Here is a 21069-nt window from a genome sequence, read left to right as displayed (position 1 = left end):
TATTCATATTTTTATGATCGCAGTCCCAAGAGATAGGGGGCTGCAGTTTATGTTTTTTTGATGATTAACTCATGCGATTGTACTTGCTGTTGAGAGCATCTCCGAACTTGGTAAAGAGGAGAATGGTCAGAATCAGCAAGATACAAGGAAAGACCACAATCCAAGGGGCTTCCTGAATGTAAATCCGGCCGTCATTAATCATGGCTCCCCACTCAGGCGACGGTGCCTGAGCTCCCAAGCCGACAAAGCTGAGACCAGCGATTTCCATGATAATGGTGCTGATGTCAAAGCTCATGGTCGTCAGAATCTGTGGAAATAGACTAGGGAAATAATAGTTTTTCAGAGTTGTCCAAAAACTATTGCCATACATTTTAGAGGACTGGATATAGGGTTCATTTTTCAACTGCAGGGTCATGGAGCGCATCAGGTAGGCATACTTGGTCCAGGCCGTCAGGCAGATAGCGATGAGGGTCTGCTGGAGACCGATGCCCAAGATACTGACGATGGCAATGACCAAAATGATAGATGGGAAAGACTGAAAAGCCGTGATAACCAGTAAGATGAGCTGGTCGAATTTCCCGCCGATGAAGGCGCTGGTTACCCCGATAAAGGAGCCTACCGCCGCAATCAGCATCAGAATCATCAGGGCTGGCAGGACTGTTTCCGCACCCCCGCTCACTGCACGCGCAAAGACAGACCGTCCCAGAGCGTCCGTTCCGAACCACTCACTGCTGCTCGGCCCTTGCAAGGCTTGGCCCAGATTGACCTTGGTTAAACTGTCACCCAAGAGATGAGGAGCCAAGGAGGATAGGATCAGGGCCAGGACGATGAGACCGCCCAAGACCAGGAGTTTTCGATTGATTTTCTTATCCATACGAACCCTCCTTGCTTGCTTTTAATTTCTTCATACGCGGCAGCAGTTTGGGATTTTCCTGAGTCAGTCGGACGCGAGGATTGAGCCAAACCGTGAGCAGCTGAAAGACTAGATTTACAGTCAAGACCCCAGCTGTGATAAAGAGGACCGCACCCTGAATGAGGGGATAATCCCGCTTGGCAACTACGCCAATCAGCATCTTACCGATGCCCGGCCAGGAAAAGAGATGCTCAATAATAGCTACACCACCCAAGAGCGAGCCAAGAGAAAGGCTGACTAAGGTGAGAAGAAAGGGCAGGACATTGTAAATCACGTCATGCAGCAGAATATGCCCCTCTCGAATCCCCCGACCACGCGCACCTTCAACTTCTGGCGAATGCAACACTTCTATCAAAGCGGTCCGCAGCTGCGGAATATAGCGAGTGGACATGATCATGGCCAGTGTTATGACTGGCAAGACTAAGCCCAGCTCATTGGCCGTTGCCTGAATGGGAAGCCAGTGCAGCTGAACAGAAAAGATCAGAATCAGGATAATCCCCATAACAAAGCTAGGAATGGCATTCAGAAAAGCCAGACCTGCCATCAAGAAGCGGTCAACCGGCTTTCCAGCATGGTAGGATGTGTAGAGAGCTGTCGGCAGGGAAATTCCCAGAGTTGCTAGCAGGGTATAAAAAGCTAGGTAGACTGTATTGGGAAAATAGAAAACCAGCTGCTCCCAGACCGAAGCTCCGGAATTATAGGTCACACCAAAGTCGCCATGGACAATCCTGACCAGCCAGGCCAGATATTGCTCCATAAAGCTGCCATTCAGGCCCATCTCAGCCCGCTTGATTTCCAGCAATTCCTTGGTAAAAGGAATACCCTGAGCATTGAGGATACTCTCAGCCGGATCTCCCGGTGCTAGATAAACCAGCAAAAAGGAGATAAAGCTGACGCAGAGCAGGATGAGGACGAATTGCAGAATCGTTTTGATAATAAATTTAATCATGCGCCTCCCTTTCAGATGTCTGGTAGCTTTCAGGCTTCTTGCTGGCAACGGCCAGCAGCACTTCGCCTTGGTGGACGACCAGGGTCGCTTTCTGGTAGAGGACCAGACCGTCTTCCTTGGCAGTCACCTTTTCTAAAATATTGCCATAAATATCACAGATTTCGCCAATGACCTGACCAGCCTGTACTGTTTGATTGGGCCGGACAAAGCACATCCAGCAGCCCGACCTCTGACAGGTCAGATAGTAACTGTCGTCAAAGATCAGCGGCGCCTGCTTATAATAAGGCATGGTCCCTTCAAAAAGATAGCGGGCGACTTGTTTGACTGACTCCTTCATAGCCAGAACATCCTCTGGCAGACAGGTGCCATTTTCCCCCTGCTCCAGCAGGATGCTAGGCAGTCCATAGTCTACTGAGGCAGCGTGGTAGAGATTGCCGCGGTCCTGAGATTGGTAGATTATCGGTGTCCCAGAAGCCTGCAGCATCTGATAGGACTTTTCCATCACCTCTGGATTTGCCCGCAGAGAGTAGTAACCATGCGGTGTCAGCAGTTCTTCCCGATTGCCACTGTGCAGGTCAATGAGGAAATCACTGACACTAAAGACCTGACTCTCAATCACAGACCGAATCTGATAGCTGAGGCTGGAAACTGGCTCTTGATCCTGAAAAATCCTGTTCAGATTGAGGCCGTCCTCAGGTACAAGTGTCGTCTCCCGAGCCCAGAAGCCGCTGACATTGACTGCATGCAGGAGGAGGACAGAGCCCTGAAAGTTAAAGTCCCATTCATGCGCCAAGTCCATCAGCGCCTTAACCCCGACATACTCACAGCCATGGACTGCAGCACTGATGGTCAGCAAGGGCTGGGAGGCCTGTCCTTTGAGCAGAGTGTACTGGATAGCCAGCTCATCCGTGATAGGCAGACTTCCCTGATAGCTACTGCATGGAGCCATAGAGTCTAGTTGTTGCTTAATCCTCATCTTTATCCTCCCTGTACTGACTGAGTAGGAGCTTGGTATAGTCACTCTTGGGAGCAGAGACGACCTCTCGCATGCTGCCCTTCTCCTGCACGATTCCGTCCTTGAGGACGACCAAATCTTCCGCAAAATTGCTGACCAGTGCGATGTCATGAGAGATGAAGAGAAAGGAGGTCTGCGAACGCTTCTTGATATCTGCCAGCAGCTGCATGACTTCATACTGAACAGTCACATCCAGAGCACTGGTGATTTCATCGCAGATGAGCACATCGGGATTAATCAGCAAGGCACGGGCAATAGCTGCCCGCTGACATTCTCCTCCGCTCAGCTGGTGTGGCAGCCTCTGAGCAAGCTCAGGTGTCAGACCAACCGATCTCAGCAAGTCATGGATGACTTGCTTCCTATCAGACGGCTGCTGATAGAAAGAAAAGTTTCGACAGACCTCTTCTAGGCTCTGCTGAATGCTGCGCTTGGGATGAAAGATCGACTGGGGCTGCTGGGCAATGTACTGGACCCGAGCATAGTATTCCCTATCCTTGTAGGCAGAGACTGGCTTGCCTAGTAGAGTCAGCTCCCCTTGATCTGGCTTTAAAAAGCGACAGATAAGATTGGCAATGGTACTCTTGCCAGATCCTGACTCTCCGACCAGCCCCATAGCTCGTCCCTTTTCCAAGCTAATATCAATATCAAAGACACCAATTCTCCGATTACCAATCTGACCATACTCGTAGGTCAGCTGGCGACCGACCAATACTTGACTCATAGCTGCTCCCCTTCTCTAAACTCTGCCAGCTTGGGCACAGCCTTCAGCAATTTCTGGGTGTAGGCCTGCTCAGGATGGCGGAGAACTTGATGGGCTGGACCGCTTTCGACAATCTGTCCTTCCTTCATGACCACTACCTTTTGCGCCAGATGCTCAGCTACGCTGATATCATGTGTGACAAAGAGAATGGCCATGTTTTCCTCTTGATGAAGCTGGCTCAAGAGATTAAGCAGCTTCATTTTCGACAGGACATCCAGAGCGCTAGTCGGCTCATCAGCCAGCAATAGTTTGGGCCTGCTGGCTAGAGCTAGCGCTACACCGACCAGCTGCATCATACCGCCACTGAGCTCGAAAGGATACTTATTGACGACTTTTTCAGGCAGCAGCCCCACCATCTCTAGGCATTCTTCCAAGGGACGGAGATTTGCTGCTTTCTGGCCCTGATTTTTCACCAAGTCCTGATAATGCTTTTTGATCTTACGGCGGTTATTGAAGCTGAGACTGGCATGCTGACTAATCCAGGCCACTTCTCGGCCCACAAAAGGCAGATAAATGCGGTGGTCCTGGGGCTGAATTTCCTGCCCCTCAAAGGTAATACTGCCCTCTGTCACTGTCAGCCCCCTATGAGGGAGGCCCAGCAGCATCTTGAGCAGGGTAGACTTGCCACTGCCACTCTCGCCCACAATCGAAAGGGACTCCCCCTCTGCAAGAGAGAGGGAGACCCGATCGAGAATGACTTTATCTGCTGACTGCACCAGCAGATCTTTCATTTCCAGCATGCTTTATTCCTTTGATAGTTTGTTGCTGACGTGATAGTAGTCTGTTGGATGGGATTCCAAACCAGAGACGGACTTGTCCATTACCAGAGCGACCTTGAAGAAGCCGATAATGGTAAAGCCGTAGTCCTTATCCATGATTTCTTGGATTTCCTTGCTGAGCTGATTGCGCTTAGCTGGATCCGTTTCAGTCGCCAGCTCTTCGATTTTCTTGTCTGCTTCTGGGTTGCTGTAGTGACCGATATTAGCTGCTCCGTTTGTCTTAACAGCGCTGTTGAAGAAGGCATACGGATCACCAATAGGAGCTGCTACTACTGCGTAAGGCGTGAAGGCATAGTCCTTTTCACTGGCAACGGCACTGACTTCAACTTTCTTAATAGTCGCTTCAATTCCGACTTCCTTAAGCTGTTGTTGGCTTGCTTCTACAGCCAGCGGCATTTCAGGCAGACGAGTGAAGGACAGCAGCTCAATGCTGACTTTTTGACCGTCTTTTTCACGGTAGCCATCGCCGTCAGTATCCTTGTAGCCAGCTTCATCCAAGAGTTTCTTAGCCTTGTCTACGTTAAATTCATGGACGCTCTTTTGCAGGGCAAAGGCAAAGCCTGTAGGGAAAGGTCCAACAGCTGGCACAGCTGAGCCTTTAAAGAGGGATTCAGAGTAGGTCTTCTTGTCTACCAAGGTATCTAAAGCCTGACGGAACTTGTCATCTGCTACGTAAGGATTTTCGAAGTTATAATAGTAAGCTAGGTAGCGGGAACCTTCTACTTCAGAAATTTTGTAGTTCTTATCGGAAGCATAAGTACTTAGATTTGCATAAGGCAGACCATAGACGGCATCGACTTCCTTAGACTTGAGGGCTGCAGAAATAGCTGTCGGATCAGAGAAGTATTTAATCTTCAGATTAGCAACTTTGGGCTTGCCATCCCAGTAGTCGTCATAAGCCTTGAGCTCTGCTCCGCTCTCAGGAGTGTACTTGGTCACCATGTAAGGTCCAGTTCCGACAGGAGCCTTATCAGATGCGCTCTTGCCAGTCGTATCCACAATAGCGGAGTAGGGCTCTGCCAAGAGATTAGCCATGATCGGCTGCACAGCCTTTGTCTTGATGGTCACAGTTTGACCCTCTGCAGATATGCTGTCAATGCTCAGATCGGCAGCTGCCCGCTCACTCTTCTCAACCAGGCGTTCTAGAGAAGCTTTGACCTTTTCACCGGTCATTTTTTCACCATTTTGGAAGACAACCTTATCCTTGAGGGTAATTTTCCACTCTAGGTCTGATACTGCTTCGATTTTCTCAGCCAACCAAGGTTTCACCTCAAGTTTGTCGTCCATCTTAAAGAGGGTTTCTCCCACTCCGTAACGGACCGTGAACCAGCCATTGTATTCCGCTGCTGGGTCAATATTTTCTGGAAATTGAGTATAGCCGATAGTTACAGTCTTGCTGTCACCATCGCTAGCAGACTCGCTGGTTTTGCTAGGGTTTACACAGGAAGCTAGGGCTAGGCCTGCCAAGGCTAAAACCATTATTTTTTTAAAATATTTCATAAAATATTCAAATTCCTTTTCTATTTTGTAAACTACTTTTAGACGTTCTGTCCTAGTCAAATCTAAATACGCTTCGCTCTCTGTCTAAGGTGGTTCTATGTCCTGAAGATGAGAGAGCAGACGAGTGAAAAACAAATGATTGCTCATCCTCTTTCCTCCTTGGGGATGTGCTTGTCTTAATCTTTTCCTTCCAGATAGCTTCTAGCATCTTCGACAAAGGCAGTTGGCAAAGCCAGGTCAGCCTGCAACTCATCGCGATAAGTTCGGATGACTTCTTCCTCTCGGCCGGAGACAACCTTTTCAGCCCAGTCTGGGTCTAGGAGCAGGGCCTTGCCGAGGGCAAAGAGCGGAATCCCCGCATCCAATACTAGCTGGGCATCCTGCTTGGTCTTTATCTGACCGACACCAATAAGGGGTACTCTACCATTAATTTTTTTGATAATTTTCTGAATCACTGGCTCTGAGTCCTGAGAATCTCTGATAGACGAGCGCCAGACATCAGAGGTCGAAATATGTAGATAGTCCACTTGATGATAGATGAGCTGCTCCAGCAACTGCAGGGTGTCATAAAGCTGGATACCTGGCTCTTCAATCTCTTCTGGAGAAAAGCGGTAGCCAATCAGGAAGGGGCGGTCGGCCTCTTCTTTGACTAGTTGCTTGGCTCTTTTCAGCAAGGTCTTTGGAAAGCGCAGGCGGTTGTTAAGACTGCCGCCCCACTTGTCCTTACGAACATTGGAATGAGGAGAGACAAACTGCTGGATCAGGTAGGTATTGGCGCCATGAAGCTCGACTCCGTCAAATCCAGCCTGAATGGCCCGTCTGATAGCTGACAGAAAATCCTCTATCACCTGCTCCACTTCAGAATTCTTGAGCGCCCTCGGCTCTGCCAGATAGTCGCGCGGAGCCTTGACAGCGCTGGGTGCTACTGGCTGACCGTCAATCAAATCAGGCAGAACCATACGACCACCGTGATAGAGCTGAACAATAGCCAGAGCCCCTTGGTCCTTGATGGCCTTGGCCAGACGGCTAAGCCCCTCAATCTTATCGTCCTCGGCGCCGCTGAAGCTCTCCGCAAAGGACTTGCCCAGAGGATGGACATAGGTACTGCCAGTAATGACCATACCAACCGACCTAGACCGACGGGCAAAAAAGTCAATATCTGCCTGAGATACATAGCCACCGGGCTCACTAGCGCAGATGGTCATAGGAGCCAAGACAACGCGATTGCGCATGGCCTGGCCATTTTTAAAAGTGAATTCATCCTGAATCTGTGTATTCATCTGCTCACCTCTTTCCCAAGATAAATCATGTCGTTTGTTTTTAAATAATAGAGCCTTAGAGTAAGGTCGCCTGCCAATTCTGGTCCCGTTCTTCCAAGAGCAGCACTCGTCCTTGGGGGACATCAATGTTCCAAAAAACAGCCTCTCGGTCAACCAAATGCTGGTAAATCAAGCGAAGGACTCCCAAATGAGCCACTAAAGCGATTGACTCATCAGTCCTATCTAGCAGGCGGTCTGTTGCTGCCCAGACTCTGGTCTGAAAGTCTGAGAAAACTTCTGCCTCAGGAGGCGTGACCTCAAAGGGGGCCTCCAACCAAGCTTGCCAGACTTCTGGAAAAGCCGCTTCAATCTCATCAGCTGTCAAGCCTTCCCATTGCCCAAAGCCTCGCTCGTCAAAATCAGCTATGGCCTGGACTTGCCTGTCTGGAAAAGCTAGCTGGGCTGTTTCCTGCGTCCGTTTGAGACAACTGGTGTAAATCACATCAACTGGGTGCTCCTGCATCAGTAGCGCCAGCTGCTTGGCGTCCGCTCGGCCTTGCCCGTTGATAGAGACATCATGGCTGCCATAGAAACAGCGCCTGCGGTTGTAGTCTGTCTGACCATGCCGCATCAGATACCATCTTTTCATCCTAGTACCACCAATCCTAAGAGATAGAGGAGCTGGGCAATTTCAACATAGGCCCCTAGCGTATCGCCTGTGTGGCCGTCAATTTTATTATAAACGAACCGGCGATAGCCGATTGCTCCCAGAAATACCAAGCCGTAAGCCAGAAGACCTCTCCAACCGAAAACCAACAGAGATAAAAGTAAGGGGAGAAGCTGGGCAAGCAGGATATGACTAGTCTTGCTGCCACTGAAGAAATTTCCTGAGCCGCCACCTTCTCTAGCATAGGTCATCCGATAGAGCTGTAGGCTCAGACCAGCCTTGCCAATCATGGTCAGACTAGCCACGATAAACCAGCGAGGCTCTGGCAGATAAGAGTAGAGAACCAGCATCAGAGCATAGTAGAGAATGAGCGCCAGAACGCCATTGCTGCCAATGCGGCTGTCCTTCATAATCTCTAGCATCCGCTCCTTCTTACGAGAGGAGAAGAGACCGTCTGCCGTATCCGCTAAAGCGTCCAAGTGAAAACCACCTGTCAGCAGAACATCGAAAGCAAGGGTCAGAACCCAAGCAACCATTCCAGGCAGAACTAGACTCATCAGGAAATAAAATCCACCTGAAATCAAACCCAGCAAGAGGCCAAAGAGGGTCAGAAAAGGAAGTCCCCGTCGCAGATAGGAAATATCCACTGCCTTTGGAATCACAATCCGGCTAAAAAATTGGGTATAGATAATCAATGCCTTTATCATTTCAACTGCTGAGCGAGGCCACAGATAACGAGATAAGCCTCACTCGCCTCCTTTGCAATCAGTTGGTTGATCTTGCCCTGCACATCACGGAAAAAGCGTCCTAGTCTGGTCTCCGGGACAATGCCCAGTCCAACCTCGTCCGTTACAATCCAGCACTCAGCATCAGTCTGACGGATTGTAGATAGGACCTCTTTCCACTCCTCTTCCAAGAGCTGCAGCAGGAAAGACTGCTCCTGCCGACTGAGAAAGTGTTCCTCGGTCAGCTCCAGCTTGTCTGGAAAATGCTGGGCAATCAAATCAAAGAGGCGATTGCTGGTCAGGAGAGTGGCACAATCCAGCAGGTAAACTGGATGCGACTGCTCTCGCAGCCAGTCCGCCAGCCCTGCATACTGCTCCTGAGTTGTCCAGGAAGCCGGCCGCCGCTCTTGGTGCAGCCGAATCCGCTCCTGCCATTCTGGATCCTCTCCTCGGGGCAGGCCAGTCGCAATGTAGCAGACTTCCTCTCGGTCAGCTAACTGATCCTCCGCGAATGCCGACTTGCCACTTCTGGCACCGCCTGTCACTAACACAATCTTAGCCATTTGCTTCTTCTTTCATTGCTTGAAATGCCTGCTCGAAGGCTTCCAAAGTCTGGTCTAGATCCGCTCTAGTATGGGCACTGGACATAAAGTTGGTTTCATACTGAGATGGCGCCAGATAGATGCCTTGTCCCAGCAAGAGACCGTGCAATCGTGCAAACTGAGCATGGTCAGCCGCCTTAGAATCCTCAAAATTGCGGACTGGCTTCTGACTGAAGAAGAAGCCAAACATGGTACCTTTTGATACGACTTGCAGATCAATACTGTACTTATCGGCTAGACTTCGCAAGCCATCACAGAGGTAGCTTGTTTTCTCTTCAATCTCAGCAAAGAGCTCCGGTGTCAGCTGTTTCAGGGTTTCATAACCGGCCGTCATAGCAACTGGATTGCCCGACAGGGTACCAGCCTGATAGATGCTGCCTAGAGGCGCTACCTGATCCATATAGACGGCCTTGCCGCCAAAGGCTGCGACTGGGAAGCCGCCACCGATAACCTTGCCCAAACAGACCAGATCCGGCTCTGTCTGATAGAGGCCAACTGCCCCCTGATAATGAGCCCGGAAACCACTCATGACCTCATCCACGATAAAGAGAGAGCCGTATTCCTGAGTGAGGGAGCGAATAGTACTGATAAAATCCGCATCCGCTGGAATCAAGCCCATATTGCCCGCAACTGCTTCTAAAATGACACAGGCAATGTCGTCTCCGTACTTTTCGAAGCAAGTCTTGAGAGCATCTGTATCATTGTAAGGCAAAGCCAGAGTTTCCCAAGCTACCTGAGCAATGACTCCGGCAGAATCAGCAATCCCAAAGCTGGCCAAGCCTGAACCAGCCTGAACCAAAAAGGAATCGCTGTGGCCGTGATAGCAGCCGATAAATTTGACAATTTTAGAACGCTTGGTCACCCCACGCGCTACCCGAATGGCGCTCATGGTCGCTTCCGTTCCCGAATTGACCATCCTCATTCTTTCCATGAAAGGCAGGCGCTCCTGCACCAGCTGGCCGAGGGCAATCTCTCTGGGACTAGGAGCACCAAAGCTGGTCCCCTCCCAAATAGCTTCCTCAACTGCTGGCAACACATCCTTAGGAGCATGCCCCAAAATCATAGGCCCCCAAGACAGGACGTAGTCAATATAGCGGTTGCCATCGACATCATGCAGATAGGCTCCGCTGGCTTTTTCGATAAAAAGCGGATGGCCTCCAACGGCCTTAAAAGCCCGGACAGGACTGTTGACCCCGCCTGGAAAGAGCTTTTGAGCCTCTGTGAAATATTGGTTGGAATGTTCTCTCTTCAAGTTGGTCCTCCTTATCTAGAAAACTGCTGATTTTCCGCAGTCTCTATCCTTCTCTCAGATAGCCGGCCGCATCCTTGGCAAAATAGGTGATAATCAAGTCTGCACCAGCCCGCTTCATACTGGTCAAAGTTTCCATGACAATGGCTTTTTCATTGATCCAGCCCTGCTGGGCTGCTGCCTTGACCATAGCGTATTCTCCACTGACATTATAGGTCACCAGAGGCAGTTTAGTCTCCTGTCGTAGCTCTCTGAGGATATCCAGAAAGGCCAGAGCCGGCTTAACCATGAGAAAGTCTGCTCCTTGCTCCTCATCGCTCTTGGCTTCTCTCAAAGCCTCCAAGCGATTGGCCGGATCCATCTGATAGGTCTTGCGGTCGCCAAAGGCCGGAGCACTCTCACCTGCATCTCGGAAAGGTCCATAAAAGCTAGAGGCAAACTTAATGGCATAGGACATTATTGGAATGTCTTCAANCCCCGCCGCATCAAGCCCCTGACGGATAGCCGCCACAAAACCGTCCATGGCATTGGAAGGAGCAATGACATCTGCTCCAGCCCTGGCTTGGCTGACAGCAACTTCTGTCAGTCTAGTCAGAGACAGATCATTGTCCACTTCCTCCCCTCGTAAAATGCCGCAATGCCCGTGACTGGTAAACTCACAGAGACAGGTGTCTGCAATGACGACCGTCTCAGGGAAATGCTTCTTGATCAGACGGATAGCTTCTTGGACAATGCCATTTTCAGCTGAAGCTTGGCTGCCTGTTTCGTCCTTTTCTGACGGAATGCCAAAGACGATAAAAGCCCGAATGCCCAAGTCCACACATTCCTGCACTTCTGGCAGCAAATCCTCGAGGGAGAACTGATAAACTCCCGGCATGGAAGCTACCTCTTGCTTTTCAGTCAACCCTTCCTTGACAAACAAGGGCTGGATAAAGTCATCCACAGACAGCTTAGTTTCTCTGACCAGCTGCCGCAGACCGCTGCTTCTTCTCAGCCTGCGATGTCTATAAAATTCCATGCTTCTTCTCTTCTTTCTTGATTATTTCCTTGACCATTTCCTCAACAGAAGGACTCTGAGGCTGGTAGTCTACCCCATAGCCGGACTCCTTGACTGCCTGAGCCGTTGTCTGGCCAATCACTGCAATCTGATGACTGGATGCTAGATGGGGCTTAATAGCACAAAAACTCTGCCAAGCCGATGGACTGGCAAAGGTCCAAATCACATCCTCTTGGGACAGATAGGTCTCGAGCTGGTCCTGACCAGCAGGGTTTGAGGTCGTTTCGTACATAGGCCAAGCCCAGACATCATGACCTGCTTCTTTTAATTTCTCAGCAAGACTGGGATTGGAAAGGCTGCTCTGAGGCAGCAAAATCTTCTGCGTCGGCAGAGCCAAATCCAGCCACTCCTGAATAAAATCAATACCATAGTGGCTGCTGGCCTGAAAAACACAGGCTCGGCCTAGCTTGTCCAGCGCCTGACTGGTCTGCGGCCCAATGGTCGCAATCTGGCAGTCCTCTTTCAGATAGGGACTGAAAGCCTCTACTGCGACAGCACTGGTAAAAAAGACCCAGTCAGCTTCTGGCAGAACTGCTTGGACAGCTTCTGGCAAAGGCAAAGACTGACAGCGAATGAGAGGAACATGATGCGTCTCAAATCCAGCCTGTCTGATCTTTTCTAGCCAGGCAGAGTCCGGCGCCTGTTCTCTGGTAAAGATTATTTTTTTAACCATGGCATTCCTACTGCTCCCTTATCGGCTAATTGGCGCACAGCCTGCTCTGCCAATTCCTGACCATCCTGCCCCTGAAGGCTGACAAAGACGCATTGGCCGTCCTCCTTGGCCAGCATGGCCTCTAGCTGATAGGCCTGACCTTTTTTCTGGGCAAAAGCAGCGATAGGGAAGGTACAGTCTGCATTCATCTGAGCCAAAACTGCCCTCTCAACTGCTACTTCAGCAGCTGTCTTATCATCCTGAACAGCCGCTAACAGTTGCCGCAGTTCCTCATCCTCTTCCCGGCATTCCACCGCCAAAGCGCCCTGAGAAATAGCTGGCAGACAAAGACTGGTCTCTAAAGGCTGAATGTGAAGACGGCTTTGGTCCAGCCAGCCCAAACGTTTAAGACCGGCCATAGCCAAGACAATCACATCGTATTCGCCTTCTTCCAGCTTCTTGATACGGGTATCAATGTTGCCCCGAAGTGGCTTAAAAGTCAAATCCGGTCTCTGAGCCTGCAGCTGAACCTGTCGACGAATGCTGCTGGTTCCTATAAGAGCGCCCTCAGGCAGGTCAGCCAGCGTCTGGCCAGCTTGACGGAAAATCAAGCAATCCCGGACATCTTCTCGCTGGCTAATCGCACCGAGCGCACAGCCCTCAGCTAGCTTAGCCGGCATGTCCTTGAGACTGTGGACCGCCATATCAATCTCACCAGCCAAGAGAGCCCGCTCGATTTCCTTGACAAAGACTCCCTTGCCGCCAATTTCCTGGAGGCTGACATGGGTCAAACGATCTCCCTTTGTAGTATAGGGAACAAGGACAAAGTCCCGCTCTGGATGGAGCGCCTTGAGCTGGTCCACTAACTGTTGGGTCTGGGTCATGGCCAGCTTACTCTTGCGGGTTCCTACCTTAATGACCTTCATCTTTTCCCCTTTCTCTGTGCAAGCCAAATATCTTGGCAATCAAGGCAATGTCATAGTCTGAATGCTCACCGACTGACAGCTCTTTGAGCTGCAAGATTGGCTCCTTCAAGACTTGGTTGATAATACTCTTCATGTGCTTGGAAATCTGCTTCTGCTCCCGCTCTGTCAAATCTGGAATCTTACGATTAAGACTTTCCATGGCCGAAGCTTGAGCTTCCAAAGCCTTATCCCTGATTTCCTGAATCAGAGGAATAATGCCCAACTGCTGACGCCAATCAGCAAACTTGACCAGCTCCTCATCAATCTCCAAAGCAATCCGACCGGCAATCTCCTGCCGTTCCGCTTTGTATTGCTCCAGTTGATTGGTCAGATTTTCGATATTATAGAGCTTCAGAGATGAGCTCGGATGGCAGGAACGCGGCAGACAGAGGTCAAACACGACCGCATCCACCTTAAGCATAGAGGGAAAGATAATGTATTCTTCCGTTTTAACTGCCGAAAAGACCACATCCGCATCCGCCAGTACTGCTTCCAATTCATCCCAGCCATGGGCAGATACCCTGTCCTCTGTCAGAAAAGGCTGGGCCTTGCTGAACGTCCGATTGAGCAGCATGACTGATTCGAATGGCCGCTGTAGAGCATACTTAGTCACCAGCTGACCAATCTCTCCCAAACCGATAAGGGCTACCTTTTTAGTGCTGTAATCCAGCCCCAGCCGGTCCAATTCTTGGATGGCCGTCAGACCGATGGAAATAGGCCGGTCATTGATCCGATAAGAATCATGCATGCGCTTAGCAAAGGTCAGCGCCTGCTTGAAAGCCTGATTGAGGACAATTCCAGTCGTACCAGCATCTTGCGCTGTCAAGAAAGCCTGCTTGAGCTGGCCCAAGACCTGACTTTCACCGACAATCTTGGATTCCAGGCCGATGGAGACCCGCAGCAGATGCCGCAAGGCCTCATCCCCCTCACGAAAGACTAAATACTCTTCCAGCTCCTTGACAGGAATCTGAAACCAGTCCGCCAAAAAATGCTTGGAATAGTAGCGGCCAGTATGCAGCTGGTCCACCACCAGATAGAGCTCGGTCCGATTGCAGGTGGACAGGATGATATTTTCCAAGATACTTTTTTCTCTTTTCAGGAGCTTCAGAGCTTTAAGCCCCTCCTGATCTGAAAAATGTGCTTTTTCCAAAATTGTCAGCGGTGTTTCCTGATGGGTCAAACCCACATATAATAGGTGCATGTTTCTTTCCTTCTTTTAAAGTTGGTCTAAAATTGCTTCTATCTTCTTGCGAATCTCCTTGGAACGGCTGGGCGAGAGGCCATTGGTCGAGATCATGACAGATACGTCCTTTTTTCTCGCAATGGCTACATTGTAGAAGTCGGAAAAGGTCTTGTCGCCCGTATTGTTTACCAGCTGACTGGGTGCCGCATCCTCCATAATCTGACGGTTGACTTCCGCCTGATCTGTACAGGCAAAGACTAGCTTTGCGCCTTCCAAATCGCCTGTCTGGTAGGGTCTAGCTAGCCATTGGATCTCCGCCTGTGGAATGTCAGCATGCAGAGTCGGACTGACCACTGTCACAGCAGCCTGCTCAGCCAGCAGGGTCTTAATCTTCCGCGCTGCGACCTTGCCGCCTCCCACTACCACGACTTTCTTCTCTCTGATATTAATCATGACTGGATACATGCTAGCTTCTCCTATTTCTTTTCCCGAAAGATTTTCGCGCTGCGTTTGTAGATTGTATCTGGCTCCTCTAGACGGTCATTGACCAATCGAGCCAGTACAAAAAAGTAATCCGACAGACGGTTGATATAGATCAAGCCGATCTCATTGACCGCTTCATCTGCCTCTATAACAGCTACCATACGCCGCTCCAGACGTCTGGTCATGGTGCGGGCCACATGCAGGAGACTGGCAATCCGATGGCCGCCCGGAATGATAAAGCGGTCGATTTTCGGAGGGATATGCATATACTCATCCATCCGCTCCTCCAGCCAGCTGACATTGGCTGGTTCTTGCTTGTAGGGGCGTAACTCCCGCGGCGTAGCCAAGTCGCTGCCGCAGTCAAATAGATGCTGCTGGATTTCCTCGCATTCCAGACGTAGGTCATCCAAGATAGGATAGTCGCGCATCTCAGATACGACATAGCCTAGATGAGAGCATAGCTCATCCATCGTTCCATAAGCTTCGACCCGAATATGGGTCTTGGATACTCGATCCCCACCGTAGAGCCGAGTAAACCCTTTGTCTCCGTATTTCGTATAAATTCTCATTTTTCTTCTCTGTTGATGATTTGATAAATCTGCTCCATGTCCAAAGACTGGCGTAGGACGTCTGCCAACTTATCATACTCTCTGTCTTTAAAGTCTTTGATACTGACAAGCTGGTCCTCTAGCGGCTCTAAGCCCTTAGCCAGACGAAGTTCATTCAGATACTGACGAGTCCATTCTAGATTGTCAAAGACCCCATGAAGGTAAGTTCCTTGCACCTGCCCGCCATAAGCCACAGCTCCATCTGGACGCTCGGTTGCCTCACCATTTTGCTCCTTGATGATGGAAAATGGCTCCAGACGATCCGCCAGCTGGGTTTCCCCCATGTGAATCTCGTAGCCCTCTAGTTCTTGTCCCTCATGCAGGGCTCTGACCTGAGTCGTCCGCTTGACCGGCTGAAGCACCGTCTCTGTCTCTAAAATTCCCAGACCCCTAGTCTCTTCTAAATCGGACTCAAGGTGCAGCGGATCGCTAATCTTCTGTCCCAGCAGCTGATAGCCGCCACAGATACCAAAGATTCGCACGCCCTGCTCCAGACACTCGAGAATCTCGGCTTCAAGACCAGACTCGCGCAGGTAGTTCATGTCTTCGATGGTATTTTTGCTGCCCGGCAGAATCAAGAGATCCGGCCGACCGATCGCATCACCAGGCTGGACATAGCGGACAGAAACATCCGGCTGGATTTCCAGACTGTGAAAATCCGTAAAGTTGGACAGGCGCTTGAGGCTGACAACTGCGATATCCAGACTCTTTCTGCTATCAAAGCGCCGACTTTTCTGTACCAGTGCGACACTGTCTTCGCTGTCAATATCCAGCTGAGCATAAGGCACGACTCCGATAACCGGCACCTGGGTCAGCTCCTCAATCATATCAATACCGGACTGCAGCAGGGCCACATCGCCACGGAATTTATTGATAATAACCCCCTTGATCCGCTTGCGATCCTCAGGCGGCATGAGCTCAATCGTTCCGTAGATAGAGGCGAAGACGCCTCCCTTATCAATATCCGCCACTAAAATCACTGGCGCATCAACCAGCTTGGCCATGCCCATATTGACAATGTCTCGGTCATTGAGATTGATTTCAGCTGGACTGCCAGCGCCCTCAATGACGATGATATCATTCTCAGCACCTAGCTCATCATAGACTTCCTTAATCTTAGGCAGGAGCTGCTGCTTGTATTCATGGTATTCGACAGCATCCATATCCCGCAGTACCCGGCCTAGAAAAACAACCTGGGACTTGCGGTCAGAGGTGGGCTTGAGCAGGACTGGATTCATGCGGACATCCGGCTCTTTGCCAGCTGCCTCAGCCTGAACGACCTGAGCCCGGCCCATTTCATCTCCTTTTTTGGTGATAAAGGAATTAAGCGCCATATTCTGCGACTTAAAAGGCACCACTTCTAGGCCATCCTGCTTGAAAATCCGGCAGAGCCCTGCCGCAATAATGCTCTTCCCAGCATCTGAGGCAGTTCCCTGTACCATCAATGATTTGACCATTTTACATTTCCTCCTAGCTGCTCAAAGAAAGCAGCTTCATTTTCTGCCAGTGGCGTCTGGATAGTCTGATGAAGCTTGACAATCCAAGGCACAGCCAAGCCTGCCTCTACTAGCAGATTTCCCTGCTGGAAGAAATCAAACTTGCTGCCCTCCGCAATCAAATGCCCCTTCTGCAGCAGGTAGGCATAGTCACAGCAGTCATACATCAGATCCATGTCATGGCTGGATACGATGATGTTTGTCCCAGCCTGAACCAGCTTTTTCATGGTCGCTGCCATCTGGTCCCGCCCTTTGGGATCCAATCCTGCCGTAGGCTCATCAAGCAGCAGATACTTGGGCTGCAGGGCCAGCATGCCAGCAATAGCCACCCGCTTTTTCTGGCCATAGCTCAGATACTGCAGCGGTCTGTCCTGCAGATGAGAAATGTCCATCATCTCTAAAGCCGTTGCCACTCTGCTGGTTATCTCGTCTTCTTCATAGCCTAAGTTTTCCAAGGCCATGCCAATATCGTCCTTCACAATGGTATAAAAGAGCTGCTGCTCTGGATTCTGAAAGACCATATTGACATGCTGCCGATACTGGAACAAGGCCTTCTTAGAGTCGCCTACAGGCTGACCATCATATAAAACACTGCCCTTCTGCGGTTGGAGCAGTCGGGTGATGATTTTCATGATGGTAGACTTACCTGAACCGTTGACTCCCAGAATGCCAGTAATCCGGCCCTCTTCGAAGTCCATAGAAATATCGTGCAGCGTTGGATTTTCGTCATACGAAAAAGAAATATTCTTTACTTGTAACATCTATGTTTCCTATCTACTTTCCATTATAGTATAAAAGCAGTCTTATTGTAAATGCGCTTTCATTATTCACTGTGCTCTGCATCAAATCTTAGCGTCAGTACTTCATTTAAATGCTGATTATCATCTAGCAATTTAACAAAAAGAGTATTGGCTAATCTGCCCCAAGCTTGGTGTTGCTTCCTTTTATTGTAAAAGGAGAATTTCAAGTCCAAGGTATCCCGAATGGTCACAAACTCATAGAAGACCAGGAAAATAAAGCGATACATGAGGACGATTAAGTCTAGTAGTACCCGTGGCACGTGCATGGCTTTAAAAAGCCGCAGCATCTGAGCAAAAGGTACCGTCAGAACAAAGAAATAAGTCGAAACCAGGGATGAATAGATGCGCAGGAGGATAAAAATGGTCTGCTGAACAGAGGATTGGCTGATGCCTAGATAGCCCTGACCCAAAGGCAAGGCCAGCAAGAGCTGCTCCTGACTATTCTGATAAGTCAAGACAAAGGTCAAGAGACTAATCAGGATAAAGATACTGGCGTGCAGATGCCACTTGAGATAGCGCAGCCAAGGAAGTCGTGCCACATAACAGGTCAAAGGCGCCACCAAGACGATAAGCCCTAGCTGCAGACTCCTGACACCAGAAAAACTAACAGCTAACAAGAGCACATAAATGACAAATTTATAAGCAACCGGCAGATTTTTCAGCCGATTTTGATAGGCGTATTTATCAATCGCAAACAAGAGGAGACTCTCCTTTCTAGCTATGTTTTGCAATACCACAGTACAGAGCAACTCCGGTTCCAGACAACTTAATCGCTATCAAGAACCAGAGCTCGCTCTTACTGTTGAATACTTTTATTTATGTTCAGAGTTTTCCTTTTGTTGGCCCTGTTTTTTTCCTTTGTGGTAGCCAATGACATAGAAGATGATACCCGCTCCGATACTGCCTTGCAGGGTGAAGAGCAGACTTTCTACTTCTGGACCAGCTGGCTCAAAAATCGGTGAAAACCAAGGCTCGTAGTCCTTTTGGATAGAGCTGATGGCCTGCTCAGCAGCGTCATCTGTTCCGCTATATTCAACACCCTTAGGGGCAAAGACAAAGGCAGTAAGAGTGATGGCTACTGCAGCCAAGATCAAGATGAGATTCTTATATTTTTTCATTTGAACAGACCTGCTCTTTCTTTGATATTTTCTGAGATCAAGTTATAGAGGACAACTGTCAGCAATCCTTCTACGATAGCAATCGGGATTTGAGTGGTCAAGAAGACACCCATGAACTTCAACGCAGAACCAACAAAACCGCTGTTAGCATCTGGGAAGACCAAACCGAGCTGGATAGAAGTTGTCGCATAGGTCGCCAAGTCAGCAATCACAGCACAGATAAAGATAGAAACCGGTGTAGACAGCTTAAGCGATTTAGCAAACTTGTAAACGAAATAACCAACGAATGGACCAACCACGGCCATTGAGAAGGCATTGGCACCCAGAGTTGTCAAGCCACCATGAGCCAAAAGAAGAGCTTGGAAGAGCAAGCAGATGGTTCCCAAAACGCTGATAACGGATGGACCAAACATAGCAGTTCCCAGACCAACCCCTGTCGGATGAGAGCTAGATCCTGTCACAGATGGAATCTTCAAAGAAGACAGGATAAAGATAAAGGCACCGGACAAGGCCAGCATGGTCTTGGAATTTGGATCCTCTGCAACGATTTTCTTGATGCGCATCAAGCCGACCACAAAGAAAGGCAGGAATACGGCGAACCAGAAGATACACCAAAAGAGTGGAAGATAGCCTTCCATGATATGCATAGCTGACACAGACTGGGTACTCAGTACCGCCAAAATAGCCAGCAAGGCCACAAAAGTTACTTTTTTATTTTTCAATAGTTTCATGTTTTTTTCCTTTACTAAGAACCTAAGCTCAAAAGGATAAATGTTTATCCACGAACATGGGCTCTGATATTAAAAAATCTTCTTTTTCACGAGGAGGGTAGTAAAATAAGGCAGCTTGGTTTCTGGTGTGATTCCTTCGAGTCCCAGCAGAGTCTGCTGTTTATCCGTCGAAGAATTGCTGACCATAAAAGTCTGCTGCAAGAGACCGAGCTTTTCGAGCAGGGGCAGGACGGTATCCAGATGATTGGCCACCTTCATCAGCACAATCGAGTCATGCAGCTCAAGCGCCGCCTCAATCTTCTCAGCAGAAGCCGTAGCCGGCATGACCGCCAGAGACTCCTCATCCATAGTCAGGGGCTGACCTAGCTCAGAAGCCATGCTGCAGAAAGAGGTTATACCAGGGATGGTCTGACAGTCGATTTCCTTTTCCAGCAGGGCCAGCAGATAGCTGTAAGTGCTGTAGACCATGGGGTCACCCAGTGTGATAAAGCCGACATTCTTGCCAGACTTGACATCTTCTGCGATTTCAGCCGAGATGGCCTGCCACTGGACTTCTTTGGTCGAATTGGAACGAACCATAGGGAAATGCCGCTGCTTAATTTCCAGATGCTCTTTCAGGTAGGGTTCTGCAATACCTAATGCAAAGCTCTTGCTCCCCTTCTTAGCCTCTGGTGTATAGAGAATATCTAAGTCTTCCAAAAGCCGACTGGCCTTGATAGTCACTAGCTCGCTATCACCCGGTCCCACACCAATTCCGTAAAATTTTGCCATTCCTTCCTCCTATTCGATGATTTCTTCTAAATGCTGGATGTAGAGCTGCTGAACCTCAGGGTATTCGCCCAGACCAACCAGATGGGCCTTAACCTCATATCCCTGCTCCTTGAAGAAGTGATACCAAGAACCTTCCTCATCTGAGCTCATATCATTGGTCGCATGGTCACCCGCTACCAGCATGAAGGGTGCTAGATGAACTTCTCGGACACCTTCTTTCTTCAGTTCCTGCTCAATCAGCTCAACCGGAGGATAGCTTTCTACACATCCGATATAGACTGAGTTTCCCTTCATCATATGATCTAAGGCTGCATAAGCTGTAAAGGCATAATGCTGACTGCCGTGCCCCATCAGAACGGTTGCTGCATCATGACCTTCATGGCCATACCGTTCCAGCAGAATATCCTTGACAGCCTCATAGTCTTCCTGACTGTTGAGCAGAGGCTTGGCAACGACCAGCTTTTTAAAAACAGATTCAAACTCTTTGGCTTGAGCGATAATCTTTTCATACTCGCTGCCCAAAATGACATGGAGAGGCTGGATATAGACCTCTTCAGTCCCCTCTTCCAAGAGCTGCTCCAAAACCTCTTTGACCGTAGGAATATCTAGCCCTTCCTGCTTCTTAATCCGCCGTCTAACGACATTGGAAGTAAAAGCTCGGTGGACCGGATAGTCTGGAAAATGTTCCTGAATAGCCTGCTCACAAGCCTCGATTGTTTTGCGTCTGGTCTTGGGATAGGTTGTTCCGAAACTGACAACTACTATAGCTTTACTCATGATTTACCTC

Annotated in this window: 24 protein-coding genes; all 24 read right to left on the bottom strand. The window is 49.5% G+C overall.

Going from position 1 to position 21069, the window contains the following annotated elements:
- Positions 1–64: 64 nt before the first annotated feature.
- The gene (locus D8886_RS01255) at positions 65–874 is read right to left on the bottom strand and encodes an ABC transporter permease (protein ID WP_125433984.1); all 810 of its coding nucleotides are present in this window, start codon (positions 872–874) and stop codon (positions 65–67) included.
- Positions 867–1862, bottom strand: a complete 996-nt coding sequence (locus D8886_RS01250) for an ABC transporter permease (protein WP_125433983.1) — start codon at positions 1860–1862, stop codon at positions 867–869. Before D8886_RS01250 ends, D8886_RS01255 begins: the two co-directional genes overlap by 8 nt.
- On the bottom strand, positions 1855–2838 hold the full coding sequence (locus tag D8886_RS01245; protein WP_048772472.1) for a M14 family metallopeptidase: 984 nt from the start codon (positions 2836–2838) through the stop codon (positions 1855–1857). The genes D8886_RS01250 and D8886_RS01245 overlap by 8 nt, the downstream gene beginning before the upstream one ends.
- Positions 2828–3598 (bottom strand): ABC transporter ATP-binding protein, encoded by a 771-nt coding sequence (locus D8886_RS01240; protein WP_125433982.1) that lies wholly within the window; start codon positions 3596–3598, stop codon positions 2828–2830. The genes D8886_RS01245 and D8886_RS01240 overlap by 11 nt, the downstream gene beginning before the upstream one ends.
- Positions 3595–4377 carry an ATP-binding cassette domain-containing protein gene (locus tag D8886_RS01235; RefSeq protein ID WP_125433981.1) on the bottom strand — a complete coding sequence of 261 codons (783 nt, stop codon included), beginning with the start codon at positions 4375–4377 and terminating at the stop codon, positions 3595–3597. Before D8886_RS01235 ends, D8886_RS01240 begins: the two co-directional genes overlap by 4 nt.
- A 3-nt stretch (positions 4378–4380) precedes the next feature.
- Entirely contained in the window at positions 4381–5976 is a 1596-nt protein-coding gene (locus tag D8886_RS01230) for an ABC transporter substrate-binding protein (protein WP_185760027.1), read from the bottom strand.
- Between the two features lie 116 nt (positions 5977–6092).
- Complete coding sequence (locus D8886_RS01225; protein WP_002913869.1) at positions 6093–7196, bottom strand: NADH-dependent flavin oxidoreductase; 1104 nt, start codon at positions 7194–7196, stop codon at positions 6093–6095.
- A gap of 55 nt (positions 7197–7251) precedes the next feature.
- Positions 7252–7824, bottom strand: coding sequence for a histidine phosphatase family protein (locus D8886_RS01220; protein WP_002913870.1), 573 nt, complete (start codon positions 7822–7824; stop codon positions 7252–7254).
- Complete coding sequence (gene cobS / locus D8886_RS01215) at positions 7821–8549, bottom strand: adenosylcobinamide-GDP ribazoletransferase (protein WP_125433980.1); 729 nt, start codon at positions 8547–8549, stop codon at positions 7821–7823. Before cobS ends, D8886_RS01220 begins: the two co-directional genes overlap by 4 nt.
- Positions 8546–9130, bottom strand: a complete 585-nt coding sequence (gene cobU / locus D8886_RS01210; protein WP_125336446.1) for a bifunctional adenosylcobinamide kinase/adenosylcobinamide-phosphate guanylyltransferase — start codon at positions 9128–9130, stop codon at positions 8546–8548. Before cobU ends, cobS begins: the two co-directional genes overlap by 4 nt.
- Entirely contained in the window at positions 9123–10421 is a 1299-nt protein-coding gene (gene hemL / locus D8886_RS01205) for a glutamate-1-semialdehyde 2,1-aminomutase (protein ID WP_125433979.1), read from the bottom strand. The genes cobU and hemL overlap by 8 nt, the downstream gene beginning before the upstream one ends.
- Positions 10422–10464: 43 nt before the next feature.
- On the bottom strand, positions 10465–11436 hold the full coding sequence (gene hemB, locus D8886_RS01200) for a porphobilinogen synthase (protein ID WP_125433978.1): 972 nt from the start codon (positions 11434–11436) through the stop codon (positions 10465–10467).
- Entirely contained in the window at positions 11423–12148 is a 726-nt protein-coding gene (locus D8886_RS01195; protein WP_125433977.1) for a uroporphyrinogen-III synthase, read from the bottom strand. The genes hemB and D8886_RS01195 overlap by 14 nt, the downstream gene beginning before the upstream one ends.
- Entirely contained in the window at positions 12133–13053 is a 921-nt protein-coding gene (hemC, locus tag D8886_RS01190; RefSeq protein ID WP_125433976.1) for a hydroxymethylbilane synthase, read from the bottom strand. Before hemC ends, D8886_RS01195 begins: the two co-directional genes overlap by 16 nt.
- The gene (gene hemA / locus D8886_RS01185) at positions 13040–14293 is read right to left on the bottom strand and encodes a glutamyl-tRNA reductase (protein WP_125433975.1); all 1254 of its coding nucleotides are present in this window, start codon (positions 14291–14293) and stop codon (positions 13040–13042) included. The genes hemC and hemA overlap by 14 nt, the downstream gene beginning before the upstream one ends.
- Before the next feature lie 15 nt (positions 14294–14308).
- Positions 14309–14740, bottom strand: coding sequence for a precorrin-2 dehydrogenase/sirohydrochlorin ferrochelatase family protein (locus D8886_RS01180; protein ID WP_002896443.1), 432 nt, complete (start codon positions 14738–14740; stop codon positions 14309–14311).
- A gap of 11 nt (positions 14741–14751) precedes the next feature.
- Complete coding sequence (locus D8886_RS01175; protein ID WP_002896444.1) at positions 14752–15327, bottom strand: cob(I)yrinic acid a,c-diamide adenosyltransferase; 576 nt, start codon at positions 15325–15327, stop codon at positions 14752–14754.
- Positions 15324–16823 carry a cobyric acid synthase gene (locus D8886_RS01170; protein WP_125433974.1) on the bottom strand — a complete coding sequence of 500 codons (1500 nt, stop codon included), beginning with the start codon at positions 16821–16823 and terminating at the stop codon, positions 15324–15326. The genes D8886_RS01175 and D8886_RS01170 overlap by 4 nt, the downstream gene beginning before the upstream one ends.
- On the bottom strand, positions 16808–17623 hold the full coding sequence (locus tag D8886_RS01165; RefSeq protein ID WP_002896446.1) for an energy-coupling factor ABC transporter ATP-binding protein: 816 nt from the start codon (positions 17621–17623) through the stop codon (positions 16808–16810). Before D8886_RS01165 ends, D8886_RS01170 begins: the two co-directional genes overlap by 16 nt.
- Positions 17624–17685: 62 nt before the next feature.
- The gene (locus D8886_RS01160; RefSeq protein ID WP_125433973.1) at positions 17686–18360 is read right to left on the bottom strand and encodes a CbiQ family ECF transporter T component; all 675 of its coding nucleotides are present in this window, start codon (positions 18358–18360) and stop codon (positions 17686–17688) included.
- Positions 18361–18474: 114 nt separating this feature from the next.
- The gene (locus tag D8886_RS01155) at positions 18475–18780 is read right to left on the bottom strand and encodes an energy-coupling factor ABC transporter substrate-binding protein (protein ID WP_002929345.1); all 306 of its coding nucleotides are present in this window, start codon (positions 18778–18780) and stop codon (positions 18475–18477) included.
- Entirely contained in the window at positions 18777–19511 is a 735-nt protein-coding gene (locus D8886_RS01150) for an energy-coupling factor ABC transporter permease (RefSeq protein WP_002929343.1), read from the bottom strand. Before D8886_RS01150 ends, D8886_RS01155 begins: the two co-directional genes overlap by 4 nt.
- A gap of 69 nt (positions 19512–19580) precedes the next feature.
- Positions 19581–20282, bottom strand: coding sequence for a cobalt-factor II C(20)-methyltransferase (locus D8886_RS01145; protein WP_002929341.1), 702 nt, complete (start codon positions 20280–20282; stop codon positions 19581–19583).
- A 9-nt stretch (positions 20283–20291) separates the two neighbouring features.
- The gene (locus tag D8886_RS01140) at positions 20292–21059 is read right to left on the bottom strand and encodes a sirohydrochlorin cobaltochelatase (protein WP_125433972.1); all 768 of its coding nucleotides are present in this window, start codon (positions 21057–21059) and stop codon (positions 20292–20294) included.
- Positions 21060–21069 lie beyond the last annotated feature (10 nt).

It is taken from the genome of Streptococcus sanguinis (assembly GCF_003943655.1).
Classification (GTDB): domain Bacteria; phylum Bacillota; class Bacilli; order Lactobacillales; family Streptococcaceae; genus Streptococcus; species Streptococcus sanguinis_F.
This window is presented reverse-complemented; position numbering and strand designations above follow the sequence as displayed.